At 41.0% G+C, this 24,335-nt stretch carries 22 protein-coding genes; 15 read left to right on the top strand and 7 right to left on the bottom strand.

Annotated elements, in window-relative coordinates; translation table 11 throughout:
• The first annotated feature begins 14 nt into the window (after nucleotides 1–14).
• The 5 genes from KS242_RS14180 to KS242_RS14160 all read left to right on the top strand — a co-directional run bounded on the left by KS242_RS14180 (nucleotide 15) and on the right by KS242_RS14160 (nucleotide 6,584).
• Nucleotides 15–689, top strand: a complete 675-nt coding sequence (locus KS242_RS14180; RefSeq protein WP_217321926.1) for a hypothetical protein — start codon at nucleotides 15–17, stop codon at nucleotides 687–689.
• 13 nt (nucleotides 690–702) lie between these two features.
• On the top strand, nucleotides 703–1,962 hold the full coding sequence (locus KS242_RS14175; RefSeq protein ID WP_217321925.1) for an efflux RND transporter periplasmic adaptor subunit: 1,260 nt from the start codon (nucleotides 703–705) through the stop codon (nucleotides 1,960–1,962).
• Between the two features lie 129 nt (nucleotides 1,963–2,091).
• Entirely contained in the window at nucleotides 2,092–3,180 is a 1,089-nt protein-coding gene (locus KS242_RS14170) for a glycosyltransferase family 4 protein (protein WP_217321924.1), read from the top strand.
• A 614-nt stretch (nucleotides 3,181–3,794) separates the two neighbouring features.
• Nucleotides 3,795–6,194, top strand: a complete 2,400-nt coding sequence (locus tag KS242_RS14165; RefSeq protein ID WP_217321923.1) for a cell wall-binding repeat-containing protein — start codon at nucleotides 3,795–3,797, stop codon at nucleotides 6,192–6,194.
• A gap of 111 nt (nucleotides 6,195–6,305) precedes the next feature.
• Nucleotides 6,306–6,584, top strand: coding sequence for an AbrB/MazE/SpoVT family DNA-binding domain-containing protein (locus tag KS242_RS14160; RefSeq protein WP_217321922.1), 279 nt, complete (start codon nucleotides 6,306–6,308; stop codon nucleotides 6,582–6,584).
• Nucleotides 6,585–6,626: 42 nt separating this feature from the next.
• Here KS242_RS14160 and KS242_RS14155 read toward each other — a convergent pair whose 3' ends face one another.
• The gene (locus KS242_RS14155) at nucleotides 6,627–7,397 is read right to left on the bottom strand and encodes an SDR family NAD(P)-dependent oxidoreductase (RefSeq protein WP_217321921.1); all 771 of its coding nucleotides are present in this window, start codon (nucleotides 7,395–7,397) and stop codon (nucleotides 6,627–6,629) included.
• Nucleotides 7,398–7,575: 178 nt separating this feature from the next.
• Between KS242_RS14155 and KS242_RS14150 the strand changes: the two genes are divergently transcribed.
• On the top strand, nucleotides 7,576–8,190 hold the full coding sequence (locus KS242_RS14150) for a TetR/AcrR family transcriptional regulator (protein WP_217321920.1): 615 nt from the start codon (nucleotides 7,576–7,578) through the stop codon (nucleotides 8,188–8,190).
• Between the two features lie 22 nt (nucleotides 8,191–8,212).
• Here the strand turns inward: KS242_RS14150 and KS242_RS14145 are convergent, their stop codons facing one another.
• Genes KS242_RS14145 through KS242_RS14130 form a run of 4 tightly spaced genes read right to left on the bottom strand, consistent with a single transcriptional unit; the run spans nucleotide 8,213 to nucleotide 11,558 of the window.
• Entirely contained in the window at nucleotides 8,213–8,530 is a 318-nt protein-coding gene (locus tag KS242_RS14145) for an EamA family transporter (RefSeq protein ID WP_254391879.1), read from the bottom strand.
• Nucleotides 8,520–8,876 carry an EamA family transporter gene (locus tag KS242_RS14140; protein ID WP_217321918.1) on the bottom strand — a complete coding sequence of 119 codons (357 nt, stop codon included), beginning with the start codon at nucleotides 8,874–8,876 and terminating at the stop codon, nucleotides 8,520–8,522. Before KS242_RS14140 ends, KS242_RS14145 begins: the two co-directional genes overlap by 11 nt.
• Nucleotides 8,851–10,590 carry a DUF6020 family protein gene (locus KS242_RS14135; RefSeq protein ID WP_217321917.1) on the bottom strand — a complete coding sequence of 580 codons (1,740 nt, stop codon included), beginning with the start codon at nucleotides 10,588–10,590 and terminating at the stop codon, nucleotides 8,851–8,853. The genes KS242_RS14140 and KS242_RS14135 overlap by 26 nt, the downstream gene beginning before the upstream one ends.
• On the bottom strand, nucleotides 10,590–11,558 hold the full coding sequence (locus tag KS242_RS14130) for a glycosyltransferase family 2 protein (RefSeq protein WP_217321916.1): 969 nt from the start codon (nucleotides 11,556–11,558) through the stop codon (nucleotides 10,590–10,592). The genes KS242_RS14135 and KS242_RS14130 overlap by 1 nt, the downstream gene beginning before the upstream one ends.
• A 292-nt stretch (nucleotides 11,559–11,850) precedes the next feature.
• On the opposite strand from KS242_RS14130, the gene murJ reads away from it, so the two are divergent.
• From murJ to KS242_RS14105, 5 genes are all read left to right on the top strand, one after another.
• Nucleotides 11,851–13,362, top strand: coding sequence for a murein biosynthesis integral membrane protein MurJ (gene murJ / locus KS242_RS14125; protein WP_217321915.1), 1,512 nt, complete (start codon nucleotides 11,851–11,853; stop codon nucleotides 13,360–13,362).
• A 33-nt stretch (nucleotides 13,363–13,395) separates the two neighbouring features.
• Nucleotides 13,396–14,781, top strand: a complete 1,386-nt coding sequence (locus KS242_RS14120; protein WP_217321914.1) for an O-antigen ligase family protein — start codon at nucleotides 13,396–13,398, stop codon at nucleotides 14,779–14,781.
• A gap of 33 nt (nucleotides 14,782–14,814) precedes the next feature.
• Nucleotides 14,815–15,285 (top strand): PssD/Cps14F family polysaccharide biosynthesis glycosyltransferase, encoded by a 471-nt coding sequence (pssD, locus tag KS242_RS14115; protein WP_217321913.1) that lies wholly within the window; start codon nucleotides 14,815–14,817, stop codon nucleotides 15,283–15,285.
• Nucleotides 15,282–15,767, top strand: a complete 486-nt coding sequence (gene pssE, locus KS242_RS14110) for a PssE/Cps14G family polysaccharide biosynthesis glycosyltransferase (RefSeq protein ID WP_217321912.1) — start codon at nucleotides 15,282–15,284, stop codon at nucleotides 15,765–15,767. The genes pssD and pssE overlap by 4 nt, the downstream gene beginning before the upstream one ends.
• Before the next feature lie 201 nt (nucleotides 15,768–15,968).
• On the top strand, nucleotides 15,969–17,060 hold the full coding sequence (locus KS242_RS14105; protein WP_217321911.1) for a glycosyltransferase family 4 protein: 1,092 nt from the start codon (nucleotides 15,969–15,971) through the stop codon (nucleotides 17,058–17,060).
• Nucleotides 17,061–17,126: 66 nt separating this feature from the next.
• On the opposite strand, the gene KS242_RS14100 is transcribed toward KS242_RS14105, so the two are convergent.
• Both KS242_RS14100 and tagD read right to left on the bottom strand, forming a co-directional pair.
• Nucleotides 17,127–18,326, bottom strand: a complete 1,200-nt coding sequence (locus KS242_RS14100; protein WP_217321910.1) for a CDP-glycerol glycerophosphotransferase family protein — start codon at nucleotides 18,324–18,326, stop codon at nucleotides 17,127–17,129.
• Nucleotides 18,319–18,717, bottom strand: coding sequence for a glycerol-3-phosphate cytidylyltransferase (gene tagD, locus KS242_RS14095; protein WP_077307210.1), 399 nt, complete (start codon nucleotides 18,715–18,717; stop codon nucleotides 18,319–18,321). Before tagD ends, KS242_RS14100 begins: the two co-directional genes overlap by 8 nt.
• Before the next feature lie 689 nt (nucleotides 18,718–19,406).
• Here tagD and KS242_RS14090 point away from each other — a divergent pair.
• Genes KS242_RS14090 through KS242_RS14075 form a run of 4 tightly spaced genes read left to right on the top strand, consistent with a single transcriptional unit; the run spans nucleotide 19,407 to nucleotide 24,223 of the window.
• Complete coding sequence (locus tag KS242_RS14090; RefSeq protein ID WP_217321909.1) at nucleotides 19,407–20,120, top strand: IspD/TarI family cytidylyltransferase; 714 nt, start codon at nucleotides 19,407–19,409, stop codon at nucleotides 20,118–20,120.
• Nucleotides 20,117–21,142: a ribitol-5-phosphate dehydrogenase gene (locus KS242_RS14085; RefSeq protein ID WP_217321908.1), complete on the top strand. Its 1,026-nt coding sequence runs from the start codon at nucleotides 20,117–20,119 to the stop codon at nucleotides 21,140–21,142. The genes KS242_RS14090 and KS242_RS14085 overlap by 4 nt, the downstream gene beginning before the upstream one ends.
• A complete protein-coding gene (locus KS242_RS14080; protein ID WP_217321907.1) occupies nucleotides 21,143–22,291 on the top strand; it encodes a CDP-glycerol glycerophosphotransferase family protein in 1,149 nt (382 codons plus the stop codon). It begins immediately after the preceding gene.
• Between the two features lie 18 nt (nucleotides 22,292–22,309).
• On the top strand, nucleotides 22,310–24,223 hold the full coding sequence (locus tag KS242_RS14075) for a CDP-glycerol glycerophosphotransferase family protein (protein WP_254391721.1): 1,914 nt from the start codon (nucleotides 22,310–22,312) through the stop codon (nucleotides 24,221–24,223).
• Nucleotides 24,224–24,335 lie beyond the last annotated feature (112 nt).

Genomic DNA, 24,335 nt, shown 5'->3' with positions numbered 1-24,335 from the left:
AAGGATGGCCGAACATGACATATCATACAAATCCTTTCCGCCTTTTGACGAGTCCAAAAGAGACATTATTCAAGCTGCGGGAGGCAGAAACTCTGCGGGGACATTGGCTATGGACGACTTTGCTCCTAGTTGCTTTTTGCATCGTTTATGCGGCTTTAGGATGGATTGGAGCCGGGACCGAAACATTGAATCAACTGAGAGCCGACTATACTGGAGCGGACTACGAATACGCCAAACTGTGGTTTGTGATTGGGCGGTTAGTGCTTGGGTTCGTAATAGGTCTCCTCGTTTTATTTGTCGTTTCGCTAGTATTCTATTTATTTTATGAAATTTCGTATCAAAAACTGCTGGTTTTGCAGCTAAGTGTTGGTATCGTGTTTCTATTTGAGGCACTTACCTGGCTGGTTTTATTGCCGGCTGCCGGATTAGAATGGAACCGATCGCCATTTTCACTTGGTGTGCTTGCAGACCTGTTTACAGATAAACCGTGGATCATCAGTTTATTTGGCACAGTGTCTATATTCCAACTGTTCATTTTATATTTTCAGACTCGATGCCTGCTTGTCTTATTTCCGGCAAAGCGGTGGCATGTATGGATTGTCGTAAGCATGATATATCTTTGCTATATGCTGTTACTTACTTTGCTTGGCGGTATTGGGAATAAACTTGTTGCATTCATCTTCGCATAGGAGGGCTTAAAGGGTGATCAAGAAAATTTTTCTGCCAGCAGCAGCCGTCCTTGTGCTGCTTAACATAGGTCTTCTGTTCTGGGACGATGAAGGTCGAATCGGACGAACGAATTTTATTCAAGACTGGGAACAGGTGATGGCACAGGATGTGGAAGAGACGTTATCTGCTCCGGCTGTACTCACTTCCGCAGATGAAATTCCCGTGTACCTCCAACCAGCTTCTGGTTCGTTATCGGAAATGCTTGTGGAAAAAGGGGATGCAGTTGAAGAAGGCGATGACCTCTTTACTTATCACGTTAGAGATTATACGACAACGCATCAAGAGCTCTCCGCATCTATTACAACGCTAGAGGAGCAGACAGCCGCTGTCGAACAAGCAATGAACCAAATAGATGAAATAGATGTTGCTGCAGGTGCGCTACCAACGGATATCGCTATTCCGGAAACTTTTGAGAATGCAGATGTGGTAAATGAAGAAAGTGCCGGGACAGAAGCAATAAGTGAAGCATTGCAGCAGGCCTCGGAAGAACAGACAGCTCAAATTCAGGAGCATTATCGCATCAGTCTGGAAAAAGAGCTTGCCGAGAAACAAGCGGCCCTGGCTGCGGCAGAAGAACAGCTGTCAGCGTTAGAAGATACAGGTGAATACATCACGGTCACAAGTCCAGCTGCTGGCACAATCAAAGATATTGCTGTGCCTGGAGAAGCGCCTGTCATTACCATTAATAGCAGCGACTTGGTTATTTCCGGGGAGCTAGAAGAAGCAGAACGAAAACAAGTGCAAAGCGGCATGACAGTAAAAGCAGCGGTAGCAGATGATGGTATTGTTTTAGAAGGCGAAATTACGGAGCTGGCAGATCAGCCTGCATCCATCAAGGATAAGACAAGCTTTTATACCTTTGAAGCAACTTATCAATCCGAGGAAGAACAAGCGGAGAAACTAGTGGCAGGTTATCACCTGAAAACAGATATACTGCTTGCATATGCTAGTCAAGCTCCTGCAGTGAAACCAGATCAGATTAAAGATGGAAAGGTTTGGACAATGGCTAACGGACAGGCCTTCACGACGAATGTCAAAGTCGGAGCTACGAACGACAAGCAAGCAGCTATTACTTCAGGAATGGAACCGGGCACAACGATACCAGCTCGAGCAGGCGATTATTATGACAACGAACCGTTTGTAACACCATGGAAACCACAGCAGATCAGTTGGTCAGACTTCCGAGAATCGTTTACAAGCTATGAATTTCTGCTAGGATTGCTGGATTATTGATTGTTGGAGTTTAGTGGATTGTTAGATCATGGTTTGTAAAGTGTTTTTAAAGTTATCTACAATCATACTGCAACAATTGGTGAATAAGCGTACAATTTGTTTACAATCACGTACGTAAGGGGCTCATTTATGAAAGTTCATTTAATCGCTAACATGTATCCAAGCAAAGAACATCCCAACTATGGCGTGTTCGTCGAGAATACAGAAAAGATACTTGCACAGGCTGGTGCAAGTTTTGACCGCACTGTCGTCACGAAACAATCAAGCTCCATCGGCAAGCTGCTAGCATACGGAAGTCATTTTTTTCGCATAATCGGTAAATCTATCTTTCGGAAGTATGATGTTACTTATGTGCACTATGCCACGCATAATTCCATTCCCGTGTTAATAGCGAAAAAGCTGAATAAAAATATGGTAGTTTATACAAATGTGCATGGCAGTGATGTGGTGCCTGAATTCAAGAAAAGGGAGAAATACCAGCCTTATGTAAAGCGGCTGTTGGAGGTATCTGACACTGTAATTACGCCAAGCGCGTATTACAAGCAGCTCGTACTGCAAAAATACGGACTGACCAATCGGATTGAAATCTTCCCTTCAGGCGGCATTAATAAGGAAACCTTCTATGAAAAAGATCCGCAGCATGCTTATCAAGAATTACAGCTGAATACTTCCTATAAATATATTGGGTTTGTCGGCCGCATCGACCGGGGCAAAGGCTGGGATGTTTATTTGAAAGCTGCGAAACTATTAAAGCAGCAAGGCAGATTGAACAACTACAAGCTATTGTTCATCGGTGATGGTTTAGAAAAGGAAGCATTTGAGGAGATGGTAGACAGCTATGGTCTAAGGGAAGTGCTTGTTCATTTCCCGCTGCTGCCCCAACAAAAGCTGAACAGTGTCTACAATAGTATGGAGATTTTCTGTTTTCCAACCATGCGCGAAGGAGAAAGTCTTGGTTTAGTTGGATTGGAGGCGATGGCCTGCGGCACACCTGTAATTGGCAGCCGTATGGCCGGATTGCTTGATTATATGGAGCATGGCCAAAATGGCTTTTTTTTTGAGCCTGGTTCAGCAGATGAACTGGCTGCCAGCATCATTACCTATATGGATCTGCCGGAAGAAACCAAGCAGATGATAAAAGCAGGTGCCCGAAAAACTGCTGCCTCCTATGAGGTGGACGCAATAAAGCCACGTCTTACAAAGATATTTTCCGTTTAATACCGACCGAAAGAGTCTGAAACAAAACAAGATTAAATAATCCTAAAAGCAAAAGATTACTAGATCCGTACTTTTTTAATGCAACCCTCTGACAGCTGCTGGCTCTAGCTGTTATCGTCTGACAAGAAATAGCTTTTGAAGTAGAAACCGACAAGAAAATTGCTTCTTATTTTCGAGGAGTCTACGTATTCTGACTACACGAGTGAAGACTTCCAATAACAAAAATCAGCGTAGGAAATACACGGAGACTCCCGCGGGAGGAAGGCTAGGGAAGACCCCGCGCAGTGCGTTTTTTTGCACGAGGAGGCTCACCAGCCGCCCGCAGGAAAGCGGAGTATATTTCCGAAGCGATGCTCGCAACTAAGTTTCCAATGCAAAAATCCAAACAACGCTGCTGTTAATCGCAGTATTGTTTGGATTTTTTTATATAGCCAAAGTATCTATGTCCCAGCCGCCTTTTATGTTAACTACATGTAAAACCGTATGATAGAGTGTTAAGTTTCATCTTTGTGTCTAGTAAAATCCACCTGCTCTTTCTATAGTGAAAAAGAAGCAGTTACATTATTCGACAGAAACCTTGAACTGCAAATTTAGAAAAAGAAAGAGGGTAACAGGTGGAAAAGAACAGATCATCGATAGCGTTTGTCCTTTTTGCGGGCCTATTTCTCGCTTGCTTGGCAGTGTTTCAGCCATTACATGTTCAAGCCGAAGAAAATATCTATACTTTTGCCACAGGTACAAACACCGTGCAATTGTCAGATGGAAAAGCAGCTAAGGTTACGAACCAAGAGAATGGCACGCTGCAAATTACTGGAGACATAGGGGAACTTTATACATCCACTATTCCGGATGCAGATGTAGCTTCCATTAAAGAAGCAATCATGAAGAATGAATCTTATTTGGTTGTGGAGTACCGAACGCACGGTACTGCACAGGCGCTGCGGTTTGATATCTTACATGTCACAGCAGAAAGTCTGGAACGTATTTATCAATCTGAATTATTTGAAGGAGCTCGACTGACAGTAGATCAAGAAAAAGCAGCAGTGGAAGTCAGCTATCCAAAGATAGAACAACATGTCCCGTTGGCAGCCCCAACCGAAGTGTATATCGAGGCATTTAAAGTTACGCCGCAGCAAGTACAGTCAGAAGGAAAGCGTACCGAAGCGGCAGATAAGGGTGTGAAACGAAGTATGTTCCGCGCAAGTTCTGTGGATCATGCGAATCCAAGTTATGCTGAAATTAGCCAGAAGCTGACGGACGCAGCCAATGCGTACAATGTGCCGCCGGAGATTGTGAAGTCAATCGCCTTTCGCGAAAGCGGCTGGAAGCAGTACTGGACGGGCAGCACACCTTCCTATCAGCAATCATGCTCAATTGCAGATGGTTCAAATGTCGTAATAGGCTATGATTGTATCGGAATCGGTATTATGCAGGTTTCCGATTATAATCGCGGCGATAAAGAAGAGATAAATCGTCTCATGCATGACATCGATTATAACATTGAGCGCGGAATGAAGATTCTAAAGGATAAGTGGAACGAAGCAAATGCAAAAGCGGAATCGGGCTTGCCTTATAACTTAATTCCGGTAGTAAACGATGGAAATCCTGATAAACTGGAAAACTGGTATTTTGCTATTCTAGCTTATAACGGCAGGTTAGAACGCAATGATCCGATTGCCAACCCCCAAACAGCATATCAGGAGCTTGTTTATAAGGAGATGGAGAATCAGTCGTTAATTTCCACGACACCATTCCCGACGCACTTACTGACTCCTGGCAGGATCACAGGAAAGCTCGGCACGTACTTCTCGTTTCAAACTGATCACATAGCTACTCCAGGCCCCTTGCACGAAAGCACACAGAACTTCCAGAAAGGCAGCACCGCTTATGTCACGGCTAGCAATCTGACATTACGCAGCAGCCCAAATGGTTCAAAAATCGGCTCACTGCCTAGGGGAGAGAAACTAACAATAACAGGAAACTACCAAACAAATAATTCAAATGTGAATCATTACGTTTGGTATCCTGTTCGAACAAGCAGCGGGAAAAGCGGTTACGTTGCTAGTGGGTACTTAAGCAAAGCACCTGTTGTGGTGCACAATTTAGAAGGTGCCCGACGCAACGCGACTAGCGCCAGTATTTCCAATTACGGCTGGCACTTAGAATCTCCGAAAGCAGTTGTGCTGGGACGCAGTGATTTGCCGATTGATGCTTTTACCGGAAGCGTCTTGGCAGCACAGCTGGATTCACCGTTATTACTGACAGACCAAGATCGCTTAGAACAAGTGACGATAACGGAAATTGACAGATTAAATCCTTCAACAATCTATATTATCGGCGCAGAACCAGCTATCTCAAGAAATGTAGAAAATGAGCTGCGTAAAAAGTTCCCAGGAAGCAGCATAAAACGTATTGCTGGCTCCCACCGATATGCAACAGCTGTTGAGGTAGCAGGAGAAGTGAGAGAAGTGGCTAGTAAGCCTTCGGAGATTTTCTTGGCTGTCGGAGATGAAAAATCACCAGATGCGCTGACAATTGGACCGCATGCCGGTAAAGAAGGTATCCCAATCTTATTGACAAGAACAGGTACACTGCACGAAGAAGTGAAGAAGTATATAAGAAACAATGCTATTAGAAAAGTAACCATCATCGGCAGTGAAACAGTCGTTTCAAAACGTGTAGTGAACCAGGTGAAGCAACTAGGAGCATCTGTCGAACGAGTTTATGGACCTGACCGTTATGCAACCAATACAGCTGTTATTAAGAAGTACTATGGATCTAATCCGGATAAAGTGTTCTTTGCTAATGGTCAAACGACAGTAGATAGCTTGTCCGGAGCGCCGCTGGGAGCAAAGTATGATGCTCCAATCGTGTTAACGAGACCAAACGCAGTGACGAAACCTACACGAGCATTCTTAAGCCGAATTGGGAAGCAACCAGAGGTATTCTATCTCGGATCAGAAGCAGCAATAGCGGATCGTACACGCAGCGAGCTTCAACGTATTCTGCAGTAATAGGAAGGAGCATGAACATAGCTATGTTTGTGCTCTTTCTTCAACCATAAGATTTTCAATAATTAGAAAAATATAGTATAGTAAGTCTATCACAGTAAAGGAGGCGTTCTCATGAAAAGCACTGGAATTACAAGACGCGTGGACCATCTTGGCCGTGTTGTTGTACCGAAAGAGATTAGAAGAGAGTTCGGCATTGAGGAAAAAGATCCAGTGGAGATCTTTGTTGAAGGAGATAAGATCATCTTCCGAAAATATCAGCCTGGTTTTACTTGTGCAATAACCGGAGAGATTACAGCAGAGAATAAGCAGTACGCAGATAATTTATACCTTAGTCCGGAAGGTGCGCGTATTCTTTACGATAGATTGAAAGATGAATTAGAGTCCAAATAAAAAAGACGAGACTGACAATCTATGTCGCTCGTCTTTCTTTTTTTATACGGAAGTAGTTCCTTGTCCGCCGTCAATGCGGAAATAAGAACCAGTAATAAAACTAGCTTTATTAGAAGCAAGAAAGAGCATAACATCGGTAATTTCTTTCACTTCTGCATATCGATTCATCGGTACACTCGCTTCAAAACCGCGGCGTGCGGCTTCTTCAAGTCCGCTGGCGGCTTTGGTTTCAATCGCATCCATCCACTCTGTATCAGCTGCCGAAGGACATATGGCGTTCACACGTATTCCATACTCTGCTACCTCTAATGCGGCAGTCTTATTCAAGCCAAGCAGAGCGTGCTTGGAAGCTACATACGTGCTCATGCCAGGACCGCCCAGCAAGCTCCCAGCACATGCAGTATTGACGACAGCACCGCCTTTTTGCTGTATCATAACACGCAGCACATGCTTTAATCCAAGAAAAGCGCCGACAACATTGACTTGGAGCACTTCATGAAGACTTTCTGCTGTCTGTTCTGTTATGGGAAGAAAATCACCACTAACGCCAGCATGATTAATAAATACATCAATACGTCCAAAGCGGTTGAGCGTTTCTTGAACGTAGCGTGCTGTATCTTGTTCATTCGTCACATCAGCCGCCAGCAGAAGCTTTTCTGTATCAATAGAAGCAGCTGCTTCTTCTAAAGCTGTTCGTGATAGATCAACTAAAGCGAGTTTTGCACCTGCTTCTGCAAAAGCTACGGCTGCAGCTGATCCAATACCGCCCGCAGCACCAGTGATTAATATGACCTTATTTTGGAATTCTTTCACTGTGCCAGCCTCCTAAAATTCGAACAGAAAAATTGATAGTTACCTTATTATATTAATCTTAGCTCATTGACAGGGAAGTAACAATACGCAATAATCTGGGTAATGTAACCTAATCAACACTCGTATAAAAATAATACAGCAGCATAATAATAAACGAACAAAAAGGACTGTTTTGTTGATGAATGGGAAGACAGATCGTCGCAGCAGGAGAAGCATCAATGCACTCAAGCGAGCATACGTTGACTTGGTTTTAGCAGAAGAAGAGAAACGTATCAGCATTCAGCAAATTGCTGATAAAGCGGATTATAATCGTGGTACTTTTTACAAGCACTTTGCTGATAAAGAGAGCTTGAAAGAAAGAATTTTGCAGGATTTTTTGGATGGTATTGCAATAGCATTGCTAGAGCCGTATAAACATAGTGCGTATGTTAATCTGCAAGAGCAGGCTCCGTCAACGATGCGGATATTTACGCATATCTATGAGGAGAGACACGTATTGCAGGCGCTGCGCATTTTGTATTCAGATATCCATGACAAGATGCTGAACGTTTTCGTGGAGTGCTTATCTGGTGATATATATATGGAAACGGAGGAACCAAGTATCCCAGTAGATTATGATTTGATGATTCATTTTCAAATGGCAGCTACTGTTGGTTTTATCATGCGTTGGGCGGATACAGACTTTAAGTTTTCCACTTTACATTTATCCCAGCAATTCACAGAGCTCGTGAGGGTGCGTCCTTACAGGCTAATTAATAAGAATATAGCAGAAGAAAAAGACTCCCATTCATGATGTATGAAATGGGAGTCTTTTTCTAGAGGACAAGGCATGCGGCGCCGGCAACAAGCAGCCCGACACCGATTGTTTGCCTCATCTTAATACGCTCCTTTAGAAAATAATACGAAAGTAAGAGCGTCCACACATAGGTGATCGCCGTCAGTGGGAAGACGACCGAGTAGGGAAGCAACGTCAGCACGTAAATATTGATTAAAGCTGCTGAACCGTAGCAGACAAGGCCAATAAATAAAGTACGATAGGTGTTCATCAGCGGATCGCTGGCGCGTTTGAAGTAGAATCCGCCAATGGCTCCGAGCAGTGTGCAAGACAGTAACAAGACCCAGCTAATTGTCACCGCCTCCAATCAAGATAGCACCTACAATAATTAACGCTGTGCCAATGATATGCATGAGCGAAATAGGCTCTTCTAAGAAAAACGCTCCCATGAATAGAGCAAATACATAACCAAGGCTCAGCATCGGATGCAGTACGCTTAGCTTCCCAAATCGAAACGCCGTTATCATCGTTACTGCACCTGCACCATAACAAACGCACCCAACCAGGAGCGGAAAATTAATCTCTCCATCCGCAATTTTCCATAATAGCTGTCCAACACTCGTGAAAGCTGCAGACAGCAGAATTAACGCAAGGCCAAGCTTTGGCTTATGCTGCGGATTACTTTCGGGATGCGTGTACGCCATAAGCTGGCTCCTTTCCTTTCTTATACAGACTAGCAAAGAGCAGGAAGAAGATACTTACCATTGCATTGCTTACAAGGTAACGGTAATCCTGTGCCGGCAAGCCGACAGAGATTGTCGCTGTATTAAAGAGAACTGGTAAGATCGGCAGCCAAGCTACTGCTCCTAATTTACGTGAAGCAATCAAGCTGAAAAAGATGATGAGTATACTGAATACCGCTGGGCGCCAGAACAGCTCTTCTGTATGATAGCGAGATGTCTCCAGTAAATATTCTACCCCATCGTACAATGTTTGGCTGACCGGTTTCGTTTCCAGACCCATTTCATTCGGGTCCACGTCAATTGTGTAAGGATTCGTATAGCCGTCAACTGGCTTATTAATTTGCCATACTAATGACGTTTGTTTCAAATAAGCTTCTACTACCAAGGCGGGATTCTGCTTCACAATATCAAACCATACAGACAAATATTTCCCCATATCTTCTATAATGACATCTTCATGAAAGTTGTCATGGAATTTAATTCGATCGGTTAAATACGGGTTATAAGCATTCCAGTCATTGATTGGCAAAATCGTATCAAGGTAAGCAAGCTGTTCTTCTGTCAGCTCTCCGTCCTGAGAGACAACAGCAGCTATTTGCTGTGTTGGGATGCTCATGGATTCATTCGGATTGGCTGATTGAATGTTATAAGCTGTAAACACGGGTCCCGTCACAATCACATAAAGCGCAGAGACGAGCACAAGCGGTGTCAGCAGCTGCTTCCAAATGTGACGGTAAGCGATTAGCATGCCAATTGCAGTCAGAATGGCAATCGGCAATCCGTTATTTCGGAAAAACGCAATGCCTACTAACACAATGGTAAAAGTAGCAATGCCGCTCCAGGTGCGCAGATTTTTCCCTTCTTGTAATACAGTCTTCATCACAAAGATAGTCAGGAAGACGATAAACGTACTATAAACAACATCTTTCCAGAGAATGGTGGAGAAGATACCGTTGATTGGCAGTACTGCCCAAAGGATTGCGGCTACCCAGGCGATTCTCTTACCAAGTCCATATTGGCGGAAAGAATACAGTCCAAATGAATAAACAAAAGACAACAGCAGCATTTGGAAAATAACAATAACAGCTGGTGAATCCCAAATTTGCGTCAATACAAGAATGACCATTGTATAAGCAAATGGATGCCAGTTATTGAATTCCATGTTCTCCACTTGCCGCCAATGGTTCAAGGAATCTGGACTCATATTTCCTGGGAAGAAGGCAAGCAAGTAAAACATCCAGACAAAAATCATCGGCAGCATATACCACAATATTGTCCACTTGCTTACCTCTGTCCGCTGCCATACATAGCCGCCCTTCAATAAAAGAAAGGCGATAAAGGAAAAGAAACAGAAAATTGTTGCCAGTGAAATGAAATCAATAATCACTGTCTCATACCAAGGCCGATTCAGAAACAGCGGCCAGTCAATTAAGCTAATCAGTGTAAACACCGAGAGAATCATGATACCAACTAATATGTAACGACGCTCCAGAACCGCATGTGTAATCCCTCTGCGAAATGTCAAGAAAGCAAAAAAGAAACAAATGCTAATCACAGTAAGAACAGCATACTTCAAAAGGGAGGTATCCTGTCTTTCCTGCATAACAGCTAATACAGAAATAGTGGCTGCAAATCCTGCAGCCACACTTATTAAAAAGTTCCGGAATTGCAGCATTACATAGAGCCTCCAGTTCTGGTCATACCTTGGACAGGTTTTGGTTTCGTTTCAGCTTGAATTCGATTCAATTCTAATTCGTACTGCTTGCGCTGATTGGAAGCTACAGTATCCAGTATGGCACCGCAGCCGAAGCTCAGCACCGATAGGACAATCAACCCGACAGCCAGAATCGCAGAAGGCACCCGAGTGATGAATTGCGTATTGAAGTATTCAACGATAACTGGTATTCCGACAACTAAACCGAGCACAAAAAACAGCATGGACCACGCTGTGAAAAACAGCATCGGTTTATACTCCTTGAATAGCGTAAAAATCTTATACAATACTTTGCGTCCGTCTGCTAATGTATTCAGTTTTGAATAACTTCCTTCTGGACGGTCCCGATACAAAATCGGCACTTCGACAATCGACAGCCGCTTGTCTAATGCGTGGATTGTCATTTCTGTTTCAATCTCGAAACCAGGGCTCATAATCGGCATTGTTTTAACAAACAAGCGGTCAAAAGCACGGTAGCCGGTCATAATGTCGCTAAGTTTCTTTTTATAAAGAAAGTTGATGCAGTTTTTTACCATCGTATTGCCAAGGTTATGGAACTTGCGTTTATTTTCTTTCACATACGTACCATTGGACAGTCTGTCACCAATAACCATGTTGGCTCGTCCTTCTTGGATTGGTGCAATCAGATCATGGACAAATTCAGCCGGATATGTGTTGTCACCATCCACCATCACATAACAGTCAGCATCAATATTGCGAAACATGGATCGAACCACATGTCCTTTCCCTTGCTGGAATTCTTGGCGGACAATCGCACCATGCTTTCGTGCTACTTCACTCGTTTTGTCTTTTGAATTATTGTCGAACACATATATATCTGCATTCGGCAGCTGTTTCCTGAAAGACTCAATTACGTCACCGATAGTCTGTTCCTCGTTGTAGCATGGAATCAATACAGCTATTTTCAATACGCACACTCCATTCCTTATCTAGGATATGTCGAACCAAGTCTAGCAAAGGATTATTGTGGATCTGTTAATAAAGGGTGAAGTAATTGTAAATAGTCTGTTTATGCGAATATATTGTAAAGAAATCCCCGAGATCAATAGCGTAAAGGGTTCAGGCATCTTGAGCCCATGAGCAAACGTTAAGTTACTGTAAATTGCCTTGAAACGGCTTTCGTTTCCGCCTTATAATTTACCCAGCAATACGCATCTCATCAGCTGCATGCTGTATGGGCATATAGAGAGAGGTCCTATCATGAAGTCGAAACTTCGCATCGCCAGTTTGCTGCTGTTATTGGTGACGCTCTTACTGAAGGTATCTGGTTTGATTCGTGATCAGCTGATTACCTTTTACTTCGGAGCAACCAGTGAAGCAGATGCTTACTATGCGGCATTTGCATTACCGAATATGTTCATTCTGTTCCTGACAACAGGAATGAAGAGCGCATTTGTACCTAGTTTCATTAAATATGAGGAAAAGAATAAAGGCTTGTCTCATCTTCAAAATGTATGGAAAGGCACGCTGCTGTTCAGTTTGCTGCTATCCATTCTGTTCATTGCTATTGCACCTGTTTATATTCAGCTTTTGTTTCCCAACTTAACAGGTGACACAGCGCAGATGGCGACAATCATGACGATTATATTTCTTTCTTCGTTATTATTCGTCGGAGTCAATGCTGTGCTGGAGGCCTACTTTGACGCAGAGAACAAGTATTACTTATCCGTCTTAGCCCAAGCAATCGTCTTGTTAGGAACGATTGGGAGTGCTTTACTCTTTGCGGATCAAATTGGCGCGTATGCTTTCGCTTTCGGTAATTTAGCAGGAGTCATCCTGAGCTTGCTTTTTAAATTAATACTGCTTATGCCAAAACGCACTCTTCGGTTGGAAGGCAAGATTAATTGGGCAGAGAACAAGCGGTTTTTCCACATTTTCATACCTGTAGCACTCACGGCTATGATTGGGCAGATTACATTAACGATTGATACATCGTTTGCTAACAGACTTGGAGACAGCTTCGTTACTTATCTGAATATAGCCAAGAATTTGACGCAATTTCCCCAGAATATTGTCGGCGTTACGATAGGGACGATTGTATTTCCGCTCCTGGCAGCTGCATACACAAAAGGAGATATAGCAGGATTTAAGGCGAATATTACGCGCGGCTTACAAATTATGTACTTCGTGCTTCTGCCAGTTCTGACAGGGATGATGCTGCTCATGCCCGAGATTGTTTCTGTATTATTTGAAAATGGAAAATTTACTGCGCAGCATACAGAAGAGACGAGCATAGCAGCATATTATTATTTTGGAACGATTCTGTTCTACAGCTTGGTTATTATCGTAAACAATGGCTTTTATACAATGGAAAAAGGGCACTACATGATGCGGCTCGGCTTTTTGTCCATTGCTTTAAAGCTCTTGCTAAACTACATATTTACAGCAAGCTTCGGTTTTATCGGCATTCCGCTGTCATCATCGGTAACAGGCTTTATTTATGCGCTGACTTGTTTCCTTTTGTTCCGCAAGCTGATGGGTGAGCTGCCGATTAAAGGAATGCTCCTGGATGTTGCGAAAACGACAATCAGTGTACTTATCATGGGAATTGCTGTTTACCTGCTAAAAGATGTAGTTAATCAGCTGCAGCCGATAATCACGATCCTGCTTTGTTCAATTAGCGGAGTCATCGTATTTCTGCTCTGCGTATTCCTGATGAAAATACAATCATTTTATATCCTATTGGGAAGAGGCGGCTCTGCTGCTAAGTAAATTGGCAAGAGTGGCACGAAGGAGGACATTCAGTTGCAAGCATTGATGCAAAGACTTAAGGATAATCATCATACATTAGAAAAACTATTCATCTTCTTTATACTAGCTCAGCCTTTTCTTGATTTACTGGCGTATTTCTCTATACCGGTTTCCAATCCGATACGACTTCTCGTCATTCCGATTGGCATGCTGTACATGCTTAGTTACCCGGATAGACGATGGAGCAGAAATACGTTCATTTACATGGCTGTTCTAGCTGTTTATTTTGCAGCCAATTTTGCAGTCAATATGGTATGGAAAGATCCCGTCTCGGCTGTGGGTGAGCTGACGTTTATCCTGAAGACTTTCTTCTTCATCACGGCGCTGCTCGTTTATGTCATGATCTTCCGCCATCTTGGTAAGAATCGTGATTGGAAGGTCACGGTGCCAAAGTACCTGTTCATCAATACAAGCGTTGTTAGCGTCGTTATGCTGATTGCCGAGTTAACAGGAACAGGCAAACGAAGCTACGATTACTTGGCGAAACAAGGTCATTCCGGTTGGTTCTTTTCCGGCAATGAAATCAGTGCCATTTTAGGCATGGGCTTCTGCGGAGCAATCATCTACTATCTGTTCGTTAAGAAGGGGATGCTCGCACAAATTATCTGCACAGCACTCGTCGCTGTCATGATATGGGCAATGCTCACAATCGGAACGAAGGTTGCGTTTGGCGCAGCTTTAGTTGTTTTAGGTTTTGCGTTTGTTCTGCTGCTTGTACAAGTCATTGTGAAGCGAAGCAATCTCATACAGGCAGGTGTTGTGCTTGTATTATTGGCGGTGACCATATTTGTTACACCGGAGATGCCAATCGGCAACAACCTCGGTTTATCTGTTGAAATGGCCAATGAAAAAGCGCAGCAGCAGGAAGAGGCCCTAGAAACAGCACCGCTTCCAGAAGAAGTGGAAGAAGGAGAGGTCCCGCCTCCGGGAAGTGTCAGGCAGTGGAGCTCCTGGCAGCTCATGGCTTTAAACGGCCGAGAGGAGTATTTCGGTACAGTTCTTTACTATTTTGAACATGCACCAGTTATCCAAAAAGTCTTTGGTATGGGTATTGGCGGGAACTATACAGGTGAACAACCGCGTATTATTGAGATGGATATTCTTGATTGGTTCTTTGGTTTCGGTTATTTAGGCACATTCATTCTGATACTTCCTTTATTGTTTGTTATCGGCAGCATTCTTGTATTTATTTTCAAACAGCGTTTCCGGACCTTACATGCTTCGGCATTATTTACAGGTGCCGGCGCTTGTATCGGACTTGGAGCAGCGTTCATAGCTGGTCATATTCTATCATCACCAGCATCTGGATTTTATTTAGCACTGCTCCTCGGGTTCCTATATGGATTACTCAGACAGAAACCGGAGAAGTTCTTTCAATAGCATCTAACCATAACGGAATGGAGCGAATTCTTGATGAAAAAGAAAAAACTGCTTCTAATCTCATCCATCGGCGGACATTTAACCCAGCTATTGCAGCTGGAACCATTGTTCAAGGAATATGATTATCATATTGTGACGGAGAAATCCGAAATTACGGAACAGATGAAAGGGAAGCACCCAATGAGCTTTCTTGTCTACGGAGCACGAAACTATCCTTTTCGCTATATTTTTAAGTTCAGTTATAACATCATCAAGTCGATCTTTTTATTCCTGAAACATCGCCCGGATGTCGTTATCTCCACAGGTGCGCATACATCCGTTCCGATGTGCTATATCGCTAAACTCTTTGGGAAAAGAGTTATCTTTATTGAAAGCTTTGCAAAGTCCACGTCGCCAACTTTATCAGGAAAGATGATCTATCCAATTGCCGACTTATTCATTGTGCAATGGGAAACAATGAAGCAGATTTACCCGAAAGCGGTCTACGGGGGGTCCATCTATTGATACTCGTTGTTTTAGGAACCCATGAACTTCCCTTTACACGGCTTTTAGAAGAAGTAGAGCGGCTCAAGAGGGAAGGAATTATAACAGAAACAGAAGAAGTCGTCGTCCAGGCAGGCCACACAAAGTACGAAAGTGATGTATTGAACATCAAGCCATTTGTTAACTATGACGTAATGGATCAGCTAATGGCAGATGCTAGAATTGTCATTACACATGCCGGCACTGGATCCGTTATTTCTGCTTTAAAGAAAGGAAAGAAAGTGATTGCAGCAGCACGGCTGAAAAAGTATGGCGAACATAATGATGATCACCAGCTGCAGCTTTTATCTATTTTCCTGGAACAAAAGCATATTCTAAGCTGGGGAGAAGGCGAAGATCTCGGTAAGGTCATGGAACAGACAGCAAGCTTTGAGCCAGTCCCGTTCAAATCTGGTAAAGAGCAAATGTTCTCCATTCTAAACAACTTCCTAAAAGAAGCCTAAGGAATATTAAGAGAATGTAAACGGCTGTCATAGGCTCGTCATACAAACTTTACAATGGATGTAATTGAGTTTTGCTGCCAGAAACATTATAATAGTACAGAACATGAATAGAATACTGTCGAAATCTAGTAGCTTATAATACTCGGAAAATAAAAAAATACGCATTTACGTTTGCAAGCAAGCTATTTTAGGAGGATACGAATGGTACACATAACGCCTTTAATCATAGCGTTGGCAGCCTGCTTCGTTTTATCGCTAGTGCTGACACCTATGGTGAAAAAGCTGGCATTCGCAATCGGAGCAACGGATAAACCAAACGCTAGAAAAGTACACCAGAAAATTATGCCGCGGCTTGGCGGACTGGCCATTTACATCAGTTTCATTCTTGGTTATCTGATTTTCATGCCAAATGATTCGAATACTGCACCGATTTTAATTGGTGCAACAATGATTACATTAATTGGAATGCTTGATGATAAATTTATCTTATCAGCAAAAGTAAAGCTTATCGGTCAGATTGCAGCAGCGACTGTAACAGTCCTTGGCGGCATTCAGATTGACTTTGTCACACTGCCTTTCACAGGCCGAATTGAATTTGGCGCATGGGCAATTCCAATTACAATTCTGTGGATTGTTGGTATCACAAACGCAATCAACTTAATTGATGGATTGGATGGATTAGCAGCAGGTGTTTCCGCTATCGCGCTGTTCACCATTTCCATGATCGCAATCAGCATGGGGAACCCAATTTCCGCCATGATGGGTGTGCTCCTTTTGGGAAGCACGCTTGGATTCCTAGTCTTTAACTTCCACCCGGCGAAGATATTCATGGGAGATACAGGAGCGCTGTTTCTTGGCTATATGATAGCCGTGCTATCTGTTAGCGGACTATTCAAGAACGTCGCTTTATTCTCCTTGATTGTGCCGATTATCATCCTTGGAGTACCAATCTTGGATACGACGTTCGCAATCATCCGCCGGATCGTACAAAAGAAACCATTGTCAGCGCCGGATAAGTTCCACCTGCATCACTGTCTGTTGAATCTAGGATTCTCGCATCGTCAGACGGTTATCGTCATTTATGCCATTAGCGGTATCTTCAGTATTACAGGTGTCCTGTATACAGAAGCAACGATGTGGGGATCAGCTATCCTAATTATTTCACTGGCAATACTCATTGAACTGATTGTTGAGATTACAGGATTGATTAGTGAACGCTATCGTCCGCTGCTCAATATGGTCGGTTTCCATAAAGAAACAGAAGAAGAAAAACGTAAACGACAGCATCAATAAGAGGAAGAACCCTTCTCTAATCGGAGAAGGGTTCTTTTTGTACAAAAAAAACACGCTGATAGAAAATCAGCGTGTTGTCTGTGCAGACGGCTTTACGGTGGCAGCCACAGCCGTATGGGACGAATACATAGCTTGGACGAGCTGATCGCTCGCATGGCCATTGGAATACTGGTTCCATTGTTTAGCGAAAGCTTGAACTTTTTCCAAATAGAAATCGTTCTTTTTGATCGTTTTAATTATTGCTTTTGTATCTCTTACCATTGGACCAGGTAAAGATTCGAGATATTCATCCGGTACTCCCCGTTTTCTCTGGTAATCTTCTAAGTCATAGGTAAAGAAGATGATTGGCCGATTTAGAAGAGAATATTCAAATGGAATGGAGGAATAATCGGTAATTAGAATGTCTGTCACTAATAAAAGCGGATTGATATTTTTATGGTGTGTAACATCAATGACAAAGTTTGGGTAAACATTAGCCAAATCCCAAGAAACCGCAGGATGGAGGCGCAGGAATAAGACATATTCTTGACCAAGTTCCCGATAGAGACGCTCAATATCGAGTGCTATCTTCGGCTTATCTAATTCATCATCACGGTAAGTTGGCGCGTACATAATGACCTTGCGCTTCTTTAGCACAGGATACTGTTCTAATAAGCTCGCTTCACAAACTGCTATATTGTCCTGGTTGAAAAAGAAGTCCGTTCTAGGCACACCAGTACGCAATATGTTCGTATTAGATAGCCCGAAGCTTTCTTTAAAAATAGTAGCCATCTTTTCAGAACCTACTGTGACATAAGAGAACTTGCTATACACCTTTTTGAATCTTTCCTGTGCTCTGGAGGTTCTCAACTTGGCAGAAGGATCCATTAATCCAAACTTTTTAAGTGCGCCAGCTGCGTGCCATAATTGGATGCACTCCACATTCTCATTAAAGTCAGTTACAGCTAAAAATCCAAAATAGTTATCTACCATGACAATGCGAGAGGTTGCTAGATGATAAATGCCTTTTACATATGCTGAGAAATTTACTAAGGAAAAAGGAATCACTTTTGATTGAATACTACTAAAATCTTCACGACAAGATGGGGTTTTTAATATTATTATTTCTCCTGTATTCCATTTCTCCAACGATTCTGCCGTATATAAGACATTATCCCCAAAAGAAGAAACCAGAGTGGTTTTGTTCTTTTGAGGAAATAACTTACATACTATGAAAATTGTTTTGAAGAAAAGTAGATAAAGAGAAATGGCAAGCTCTCTAACCATTATCCACGTCCAACAAATCACCCTTTATTTTAGTAGTAGATATTCCAATCGTTCTAGGAAGATAAATGACATTACAGTAATCCTTCAAATAGTCAAATTTTCCTTCCCAGTCATCTCCCATGACAAAAGTGTCAATTTCATACTTCTTAATATCCTCAATTTTTTGTTCCCAGCTATCTTCAGCAATCACTTTATCAACGTAGCGAATAGACTCTAAGATCATTTTTCTATTATCAAAACTATGATAAGATTTCTTGTTTTTTTCTTTATTAAAAGCGTCAGAAGAAATACCGACAATCAAATAGTCGCCCATTTCTTTTGCGCGATGAAGTAAATTCACGTGGCCCCAATGCAACAAGTCAAACGTTCCATACGTTAATACCTTTTTCATTGAGAAGCTCCTTCCAAATTTATAGAAATATATATGGAATATGATTGAGTTAAATAAAAAGGTGTAAATGCATATATGAGCAATTTACACCTCCTTAACATTATATTAACGTTTAACTTAAATATCAAGTAAACTCTTTACCTTACATTAATTTCATGTGCAGATACAACCTTTATAAATCGTAAAAATAAAATTTATTTGTTTTTATGGAATACGATCAATTTGTTAACTGCACCTTTTTTCACCTTTTCCCCAAATGACAATAATCTTATAGTTATTCAGATCAATAAGTATTCTTTTCTTAACACGCTTCGTTGAACAGCAGCAAAGTACTAACCAATAAGTAATTTTTAGATTCTTCTTTCTGTAATAACTAGATAACCTCATTTAACTACAGTAATAAAGTTCTTTAATATGGTGCTGTTACTGAAAGAAGCGCTTTTTATCTATTTGGGAATAAGTGTCTGTTTGTCGACAAATACTACTTCTATATTACAGGTAGTGCTAGAATGTTACAGTGTTGTCGTTGCCAAACGTTATGAAATCATATATCATTTATCTGGATATTTTATTTTACAAAAAATGAACAAAATCCATTTTAATTGTGAAACAAACGTAAATGATCAGCTTAACGATTGAATCATTATTTTAGTTAAAGTCTTGAGAAAATTAACCGAAGAGGTGACTATATGATTTACGCTGGAATATTGGCAGGTGGAAAAGGTACAAGAATGGGAAACGTACCAATGCCTAAGCAATTTTTGTTATTAAACGAGAAACCTATTATAGTGCATACAGTAGAAAAGTTTATCTTGAATAGTCAGTTTGATAAAATTATCATCGCAACGCCTAAAGAGTGGGTCAATCATACGTTAGATATTTTAAAAAAGTACAAACTTAACCTTCCTGTAGTAGAAGTAATTACTGGCGGCAGTGATCGAAATGAAACAATTATGAGTATTGTAAATTATATTGAAAAAGAGAATGAACTTACGGATGAAGATATTTTAGTAACACATGATGCCGTTCGTCCATTTTTGACACATCGTATCATTCAAGAGAATATTGAACATGGTCTTGAGAATAGTGCTGTTGATACAGTGATCCCGGCAATAGATACGATTGTAGAGTCGGAAGATAAGGATTATATTACTTCAATCCCTAGAAGAGACCATATGTACCAGGGGCAGACTCCTCAAACATTTAAAATAAGTGTATTTAAAGATCTATACAGTAAGTTATCAGAAGAAGAGAGAACGATTCTTACTGATGCTTGTAAGATATTCTCTTTAAAAGGCGAACAAGTAAAACTTGTACAAGGTGAGATCTTTAACATCAAAGTAACAACACCTTATGACTTGAATGTATCGAATGCTATTATTAAAGGGAGCTTGAACCAATGATTAATCAAGTATACCGTCTTGTCTCTCCAAGACAATTTGAAGTAACCTACCGAGATAAAACCGTAATGGGTAATCAAGTTGTGGTTAGACCTACGCATCTCTCTATCTGTGCTGCTGATCAAAGATACTATACAGGCACTAGAGGAAAAGAAGCGATGAAAAAGAAATTGCCAATGGCTTTAATTCATGAAGGCGTTGGTGAGGTGGTCTATGACCCTACCGGAAAACGTAAAGTTGGAACAAAAGTTGTTTTGGTACCAAACACTCCGACAGAAAAAAATGAAGTGATTGCTGAAAATTATTTACGGTCAAGTAAATTTCGTTCCAGTGGATATGATGGATTCATGCAAGACTACGTGTTTCTTGATGAAGATCGTATCGTAGAACTTCCTGAAGATATAAATATGAATGTAGCTGCTTTTACCGAATTGGTTACAATTGCAGTACATGCGATAAGTAGGTTTGAGAAGAAATCACACATACAGAAGGATTCATTTGGTGTATGGGGTGACGGAAATCTAGGATTCATTACATGCCTTCTTCTTAAGAAATTGTACCCAGAAAGCATTGTTTCCATCTTCGGCAAGACGGACTACAAGCTGGCAAGATTCTCTTTCGTAGATAATGCATATAAGATTGACGAGATACCGGATGAAGTTTCCATTGACCATGCAATTGAATGTGCAGGCGGGAAAGGCAGTCAGTATGCGCTGGATCAGATTATCGATCATATCAAACCTGAAGGTACTGTTTGCTTACTGGGAGTTAGTGAATATCCTATTGAAGTGAACACTAGAATGGTACTAGAAAAAGGATTGACTTTGCTTGGCAGCAGCCGCAGCGGAGCAGCTGATTTCCAAAGAACGGTCGATATCTACAGAGATTATCCAGAGATTGTGGAATACCTTAGTACCATCATCGGAGAGGTACACGAAGTTAAAAAAATAGAAGATGCGACGGACGCTTTTGAGAGCGACTTGTCCAATTCATGGGGTAAGACTGTCATGAGGTGGCTTATTTAAATGGATTCTCTGTCACCATGGAAGAGAATTTTTATCTGGCTGTATAGAAGTTTATTCCGTCTAGCTTATAAACTTTATAGATTTAAGAACAATGGGAATAGAGAGTACTACTTATTTGCTCTATATAGAACTGATAAACCAGAAGGCAATCTGGCTTATGTATATGATGAACTATTGCGCCAGGTGCCGAATGCAAAGGTTCGCTTTATAAGAGGGGCAAATAAGTGGAATCTCTCCATGCTGAAAGAAATTCCCTATCTTGCTGAAGCTAAATGTGTCATCTTAGATGATTACTACTTGCCAGTGTACTTGATTAAGGAAGACCAAAACCTTAAGATAGTCCAATTATGGCATGCCGCAGGAGCATTTAAAAAGTTTGGATACAGCACAATAGGAACCAATTTCGGCCCGAATCCATCTTATTTAAAGCTTGTACCGATCCATGCCACGTATACGCATGTGTATGTTTCTTCTACTAGCGTTGTACCTTTTTATGCAGAAGCTTTTAATCTTCCGCAAGAACGCGTTATTCCTATTGGTGTTCCCCGAACAGATTTATTTACATCCGTTAAGGACGTTGAAGCTGTTGAAAAGAAACTTTTCAGCAGCTTTCCAATTTGGAACAATGTCGATACGGTCCGTGTGTTAATTGCTCCAACTTACCGGGCAGGAGGAGCGCAGCGAGAATCAAATTTGAACATGGAGAAGGTAATCAAAGATATTGCTAAAGCAATTAACCCCAACGTTCAAATTATTTACAAAGCACATCCATATACACCTGTTGAAGAACTGAATAAGCTTGCAGAATTCAGTAATGTATTAGTTGCTTCGTCAGGTTTCATTAATGAATGGATGCTTATAGCTGATGCATTTATGACAGATTATTCTTCTTCCGTTTTCGAATTTGCCTTGTTAAGGAAACCATTTGCTCATTTTATTCCAGATTTGCATGAATACGAAACAAATCGGGGATTATATCAGCAATTAGAAGTCATCTCAGATGGTGATATGTTGGAAACAAGTGAGCAGCTGGTTGAATGGATTAACGCAAGAAGTAAAAATGAGTACTTTGATTCATCACGGATGGTATCACTGAATTTTGATAATACAAGTCGAGTTTCAGAATTAATAGTCCGTGACTTTAAGTAAAAGAGAGAGGCGTTACCTTTGTTTATTTCCTCTATTGATAATAAAAATATACCGGTTGATAGGAATGCTATCGTCGAGAGTGATATCACAGATCTAAGTATAAATGGGCCTTATCTTGAAATAGAAGGGTATGCTTCTGTAAAAGATATTAAGGCATATACGGAAGACCGTACACGAAAATCATTATTGCTTGTTCCAAATCTTGATATTGAGAAGCTTCAAAAAGATAATGAAAATCTACAAGACATAGACCCAATGGAAATACTTGAAATGCATACAATTACTATCGCATTAGATAACTGTAAGTATGGGGAGCTTAAGAATGTTGATCCTTTTATTGCAGAGGATCTAGACTTATTGGATGGTTTTAAGGGCGTTATTAACCTATCGGCAATGAATAACGGAAAACCACTTCAGGCAGGGGAATACGACTGTTTTATTAAATTAGAGCAGATGGCAGCCGAAGAGGATACAATTAAATATGAAAAAATTATTCCCTTGTCAAATGTGAAGACGTTCTTTAAAAGTGACCTTCTAACAACAAAATTGGAATACTTTTCGGCAAAAAAGGTACAGAAGTATAACCTACTTGTATCTTTTAACACGCATACGAAGACTTTAAATCTTAAGAATTCGCTATTACAATCGTATGATCCAAGAGATATGCCGGATAACGAAGAAACAAAAGAGCATAGACTTGTCAAAGCATTTAAGAGACGATTCTTTAGACTATTTTATATGCTGTTTTGTTTGCTTCCAATTAAATCAAAGAAAGTTGTATTTGCTTCTGACAGCAGATCTGAATTAGATGGTAATTTCTACTTTGTTTATGAAGAACTACATCGAAGAAATCTGGATTTGGATATCTTATTTTTATTCAATGAACGGATAAATAATAAGAAAACGATTTCGGATTTATTAAAGATGGCTTATCATTTCGCAACTTCGAAGATTATTTTGCTAGATGATTTCTATCCGTTAATATATCCATTGAAGATTAGAACGAATTCAGAATTAATACAAATATGGCATGCGGCAGGTGCTTTTAAAACGTTTGGTTACAGCAGAATAGGCCGCCCAGGCGGACCATCTCCGCACTCAAAAAATCATCGTAACTATACAAAGGCTGTAGTCAGCAGTGAAGGTGTACGAAAGAACTATTCAGAAGGATTTGGAATTTCTTTAGATAAAGTAGTTCCAACAGGCGTTCCGCGTGCAGATATATTTAGTGATGAGGAATATAAATCATATGTGAGAAATCGACTTTTTGATAAGTATCCTCATTTAAAAGAGAAGAAAGTGATATTGTTTGCCCCGACTTTTAGAGGAAACGGACAGGCATCTGCTCACTATCCTTTTGAAACGTTGAATTTAAAGCAGCTTTATGAGCAGCTACATGAAGAGTATGTATTCTTATTCAAGATTCATCCATTCGTAAAGAATAATCTCACAATACCATATGAGTACGCTGATTTCTTTTATGACTTTAGCGAATATCGGGAAATTAATGACTTGTTACTTGTAACAGATATCTTGATTACCGATTATTCTTCCGTTTGCTTTGAATTCGCCTTGCTAAATCGTCCTATGTTATTCTTTGGTTTCGACGTAGAGAAATATATTCAGGACAGAGATTTTTATTATAATTTCTTTGAATTTATCCCTGGGCCTCTCTTAAAAACAACGGATGAGATGATTTATGCAATTAAGAATCAGGAATTTGAAATGCATAAAATTAAACCTTTTGTCGATTACTTCTTCGATGATACACTTGGAAAAGCTTCACAAAATGTTGTCGATCAATTAATACTGCCAGGCCTTGAGAATAAAGCAGAAGCAGTTGATAAAGAGAAGGTAATTTTGTCTCCTCCAGTTTCACGCATAGAGTTATTTGAGCGGTCAATGCAGAAGAGTGAAGAAGCAGATGACTGATAGTAGAAAACCGAGCATCGAATATATTCGTTGGTCGGTTTCTTTGTAATATATAATGCTTAGGAATACTTTGAGAGAATACAGACGCCTAGTGCAGAGGTAGTAATACGAA

The sequence above is a fragment of the Terribacillus sp. DMT04 genome (genome assembly GCF_019056395.1).
GTDB classification, from domain to species: Bacteria; Bacillota; Bacilli; order Bacillales; family Amphibacillaceae; genus Terribacillus; species Terribacillus aidingensis_A.
The sequence above is the reverse complement of the archived record's forward strand: the minus strand, read 5'-3'. Positions and strand labels throughout refer to the sequence as shown.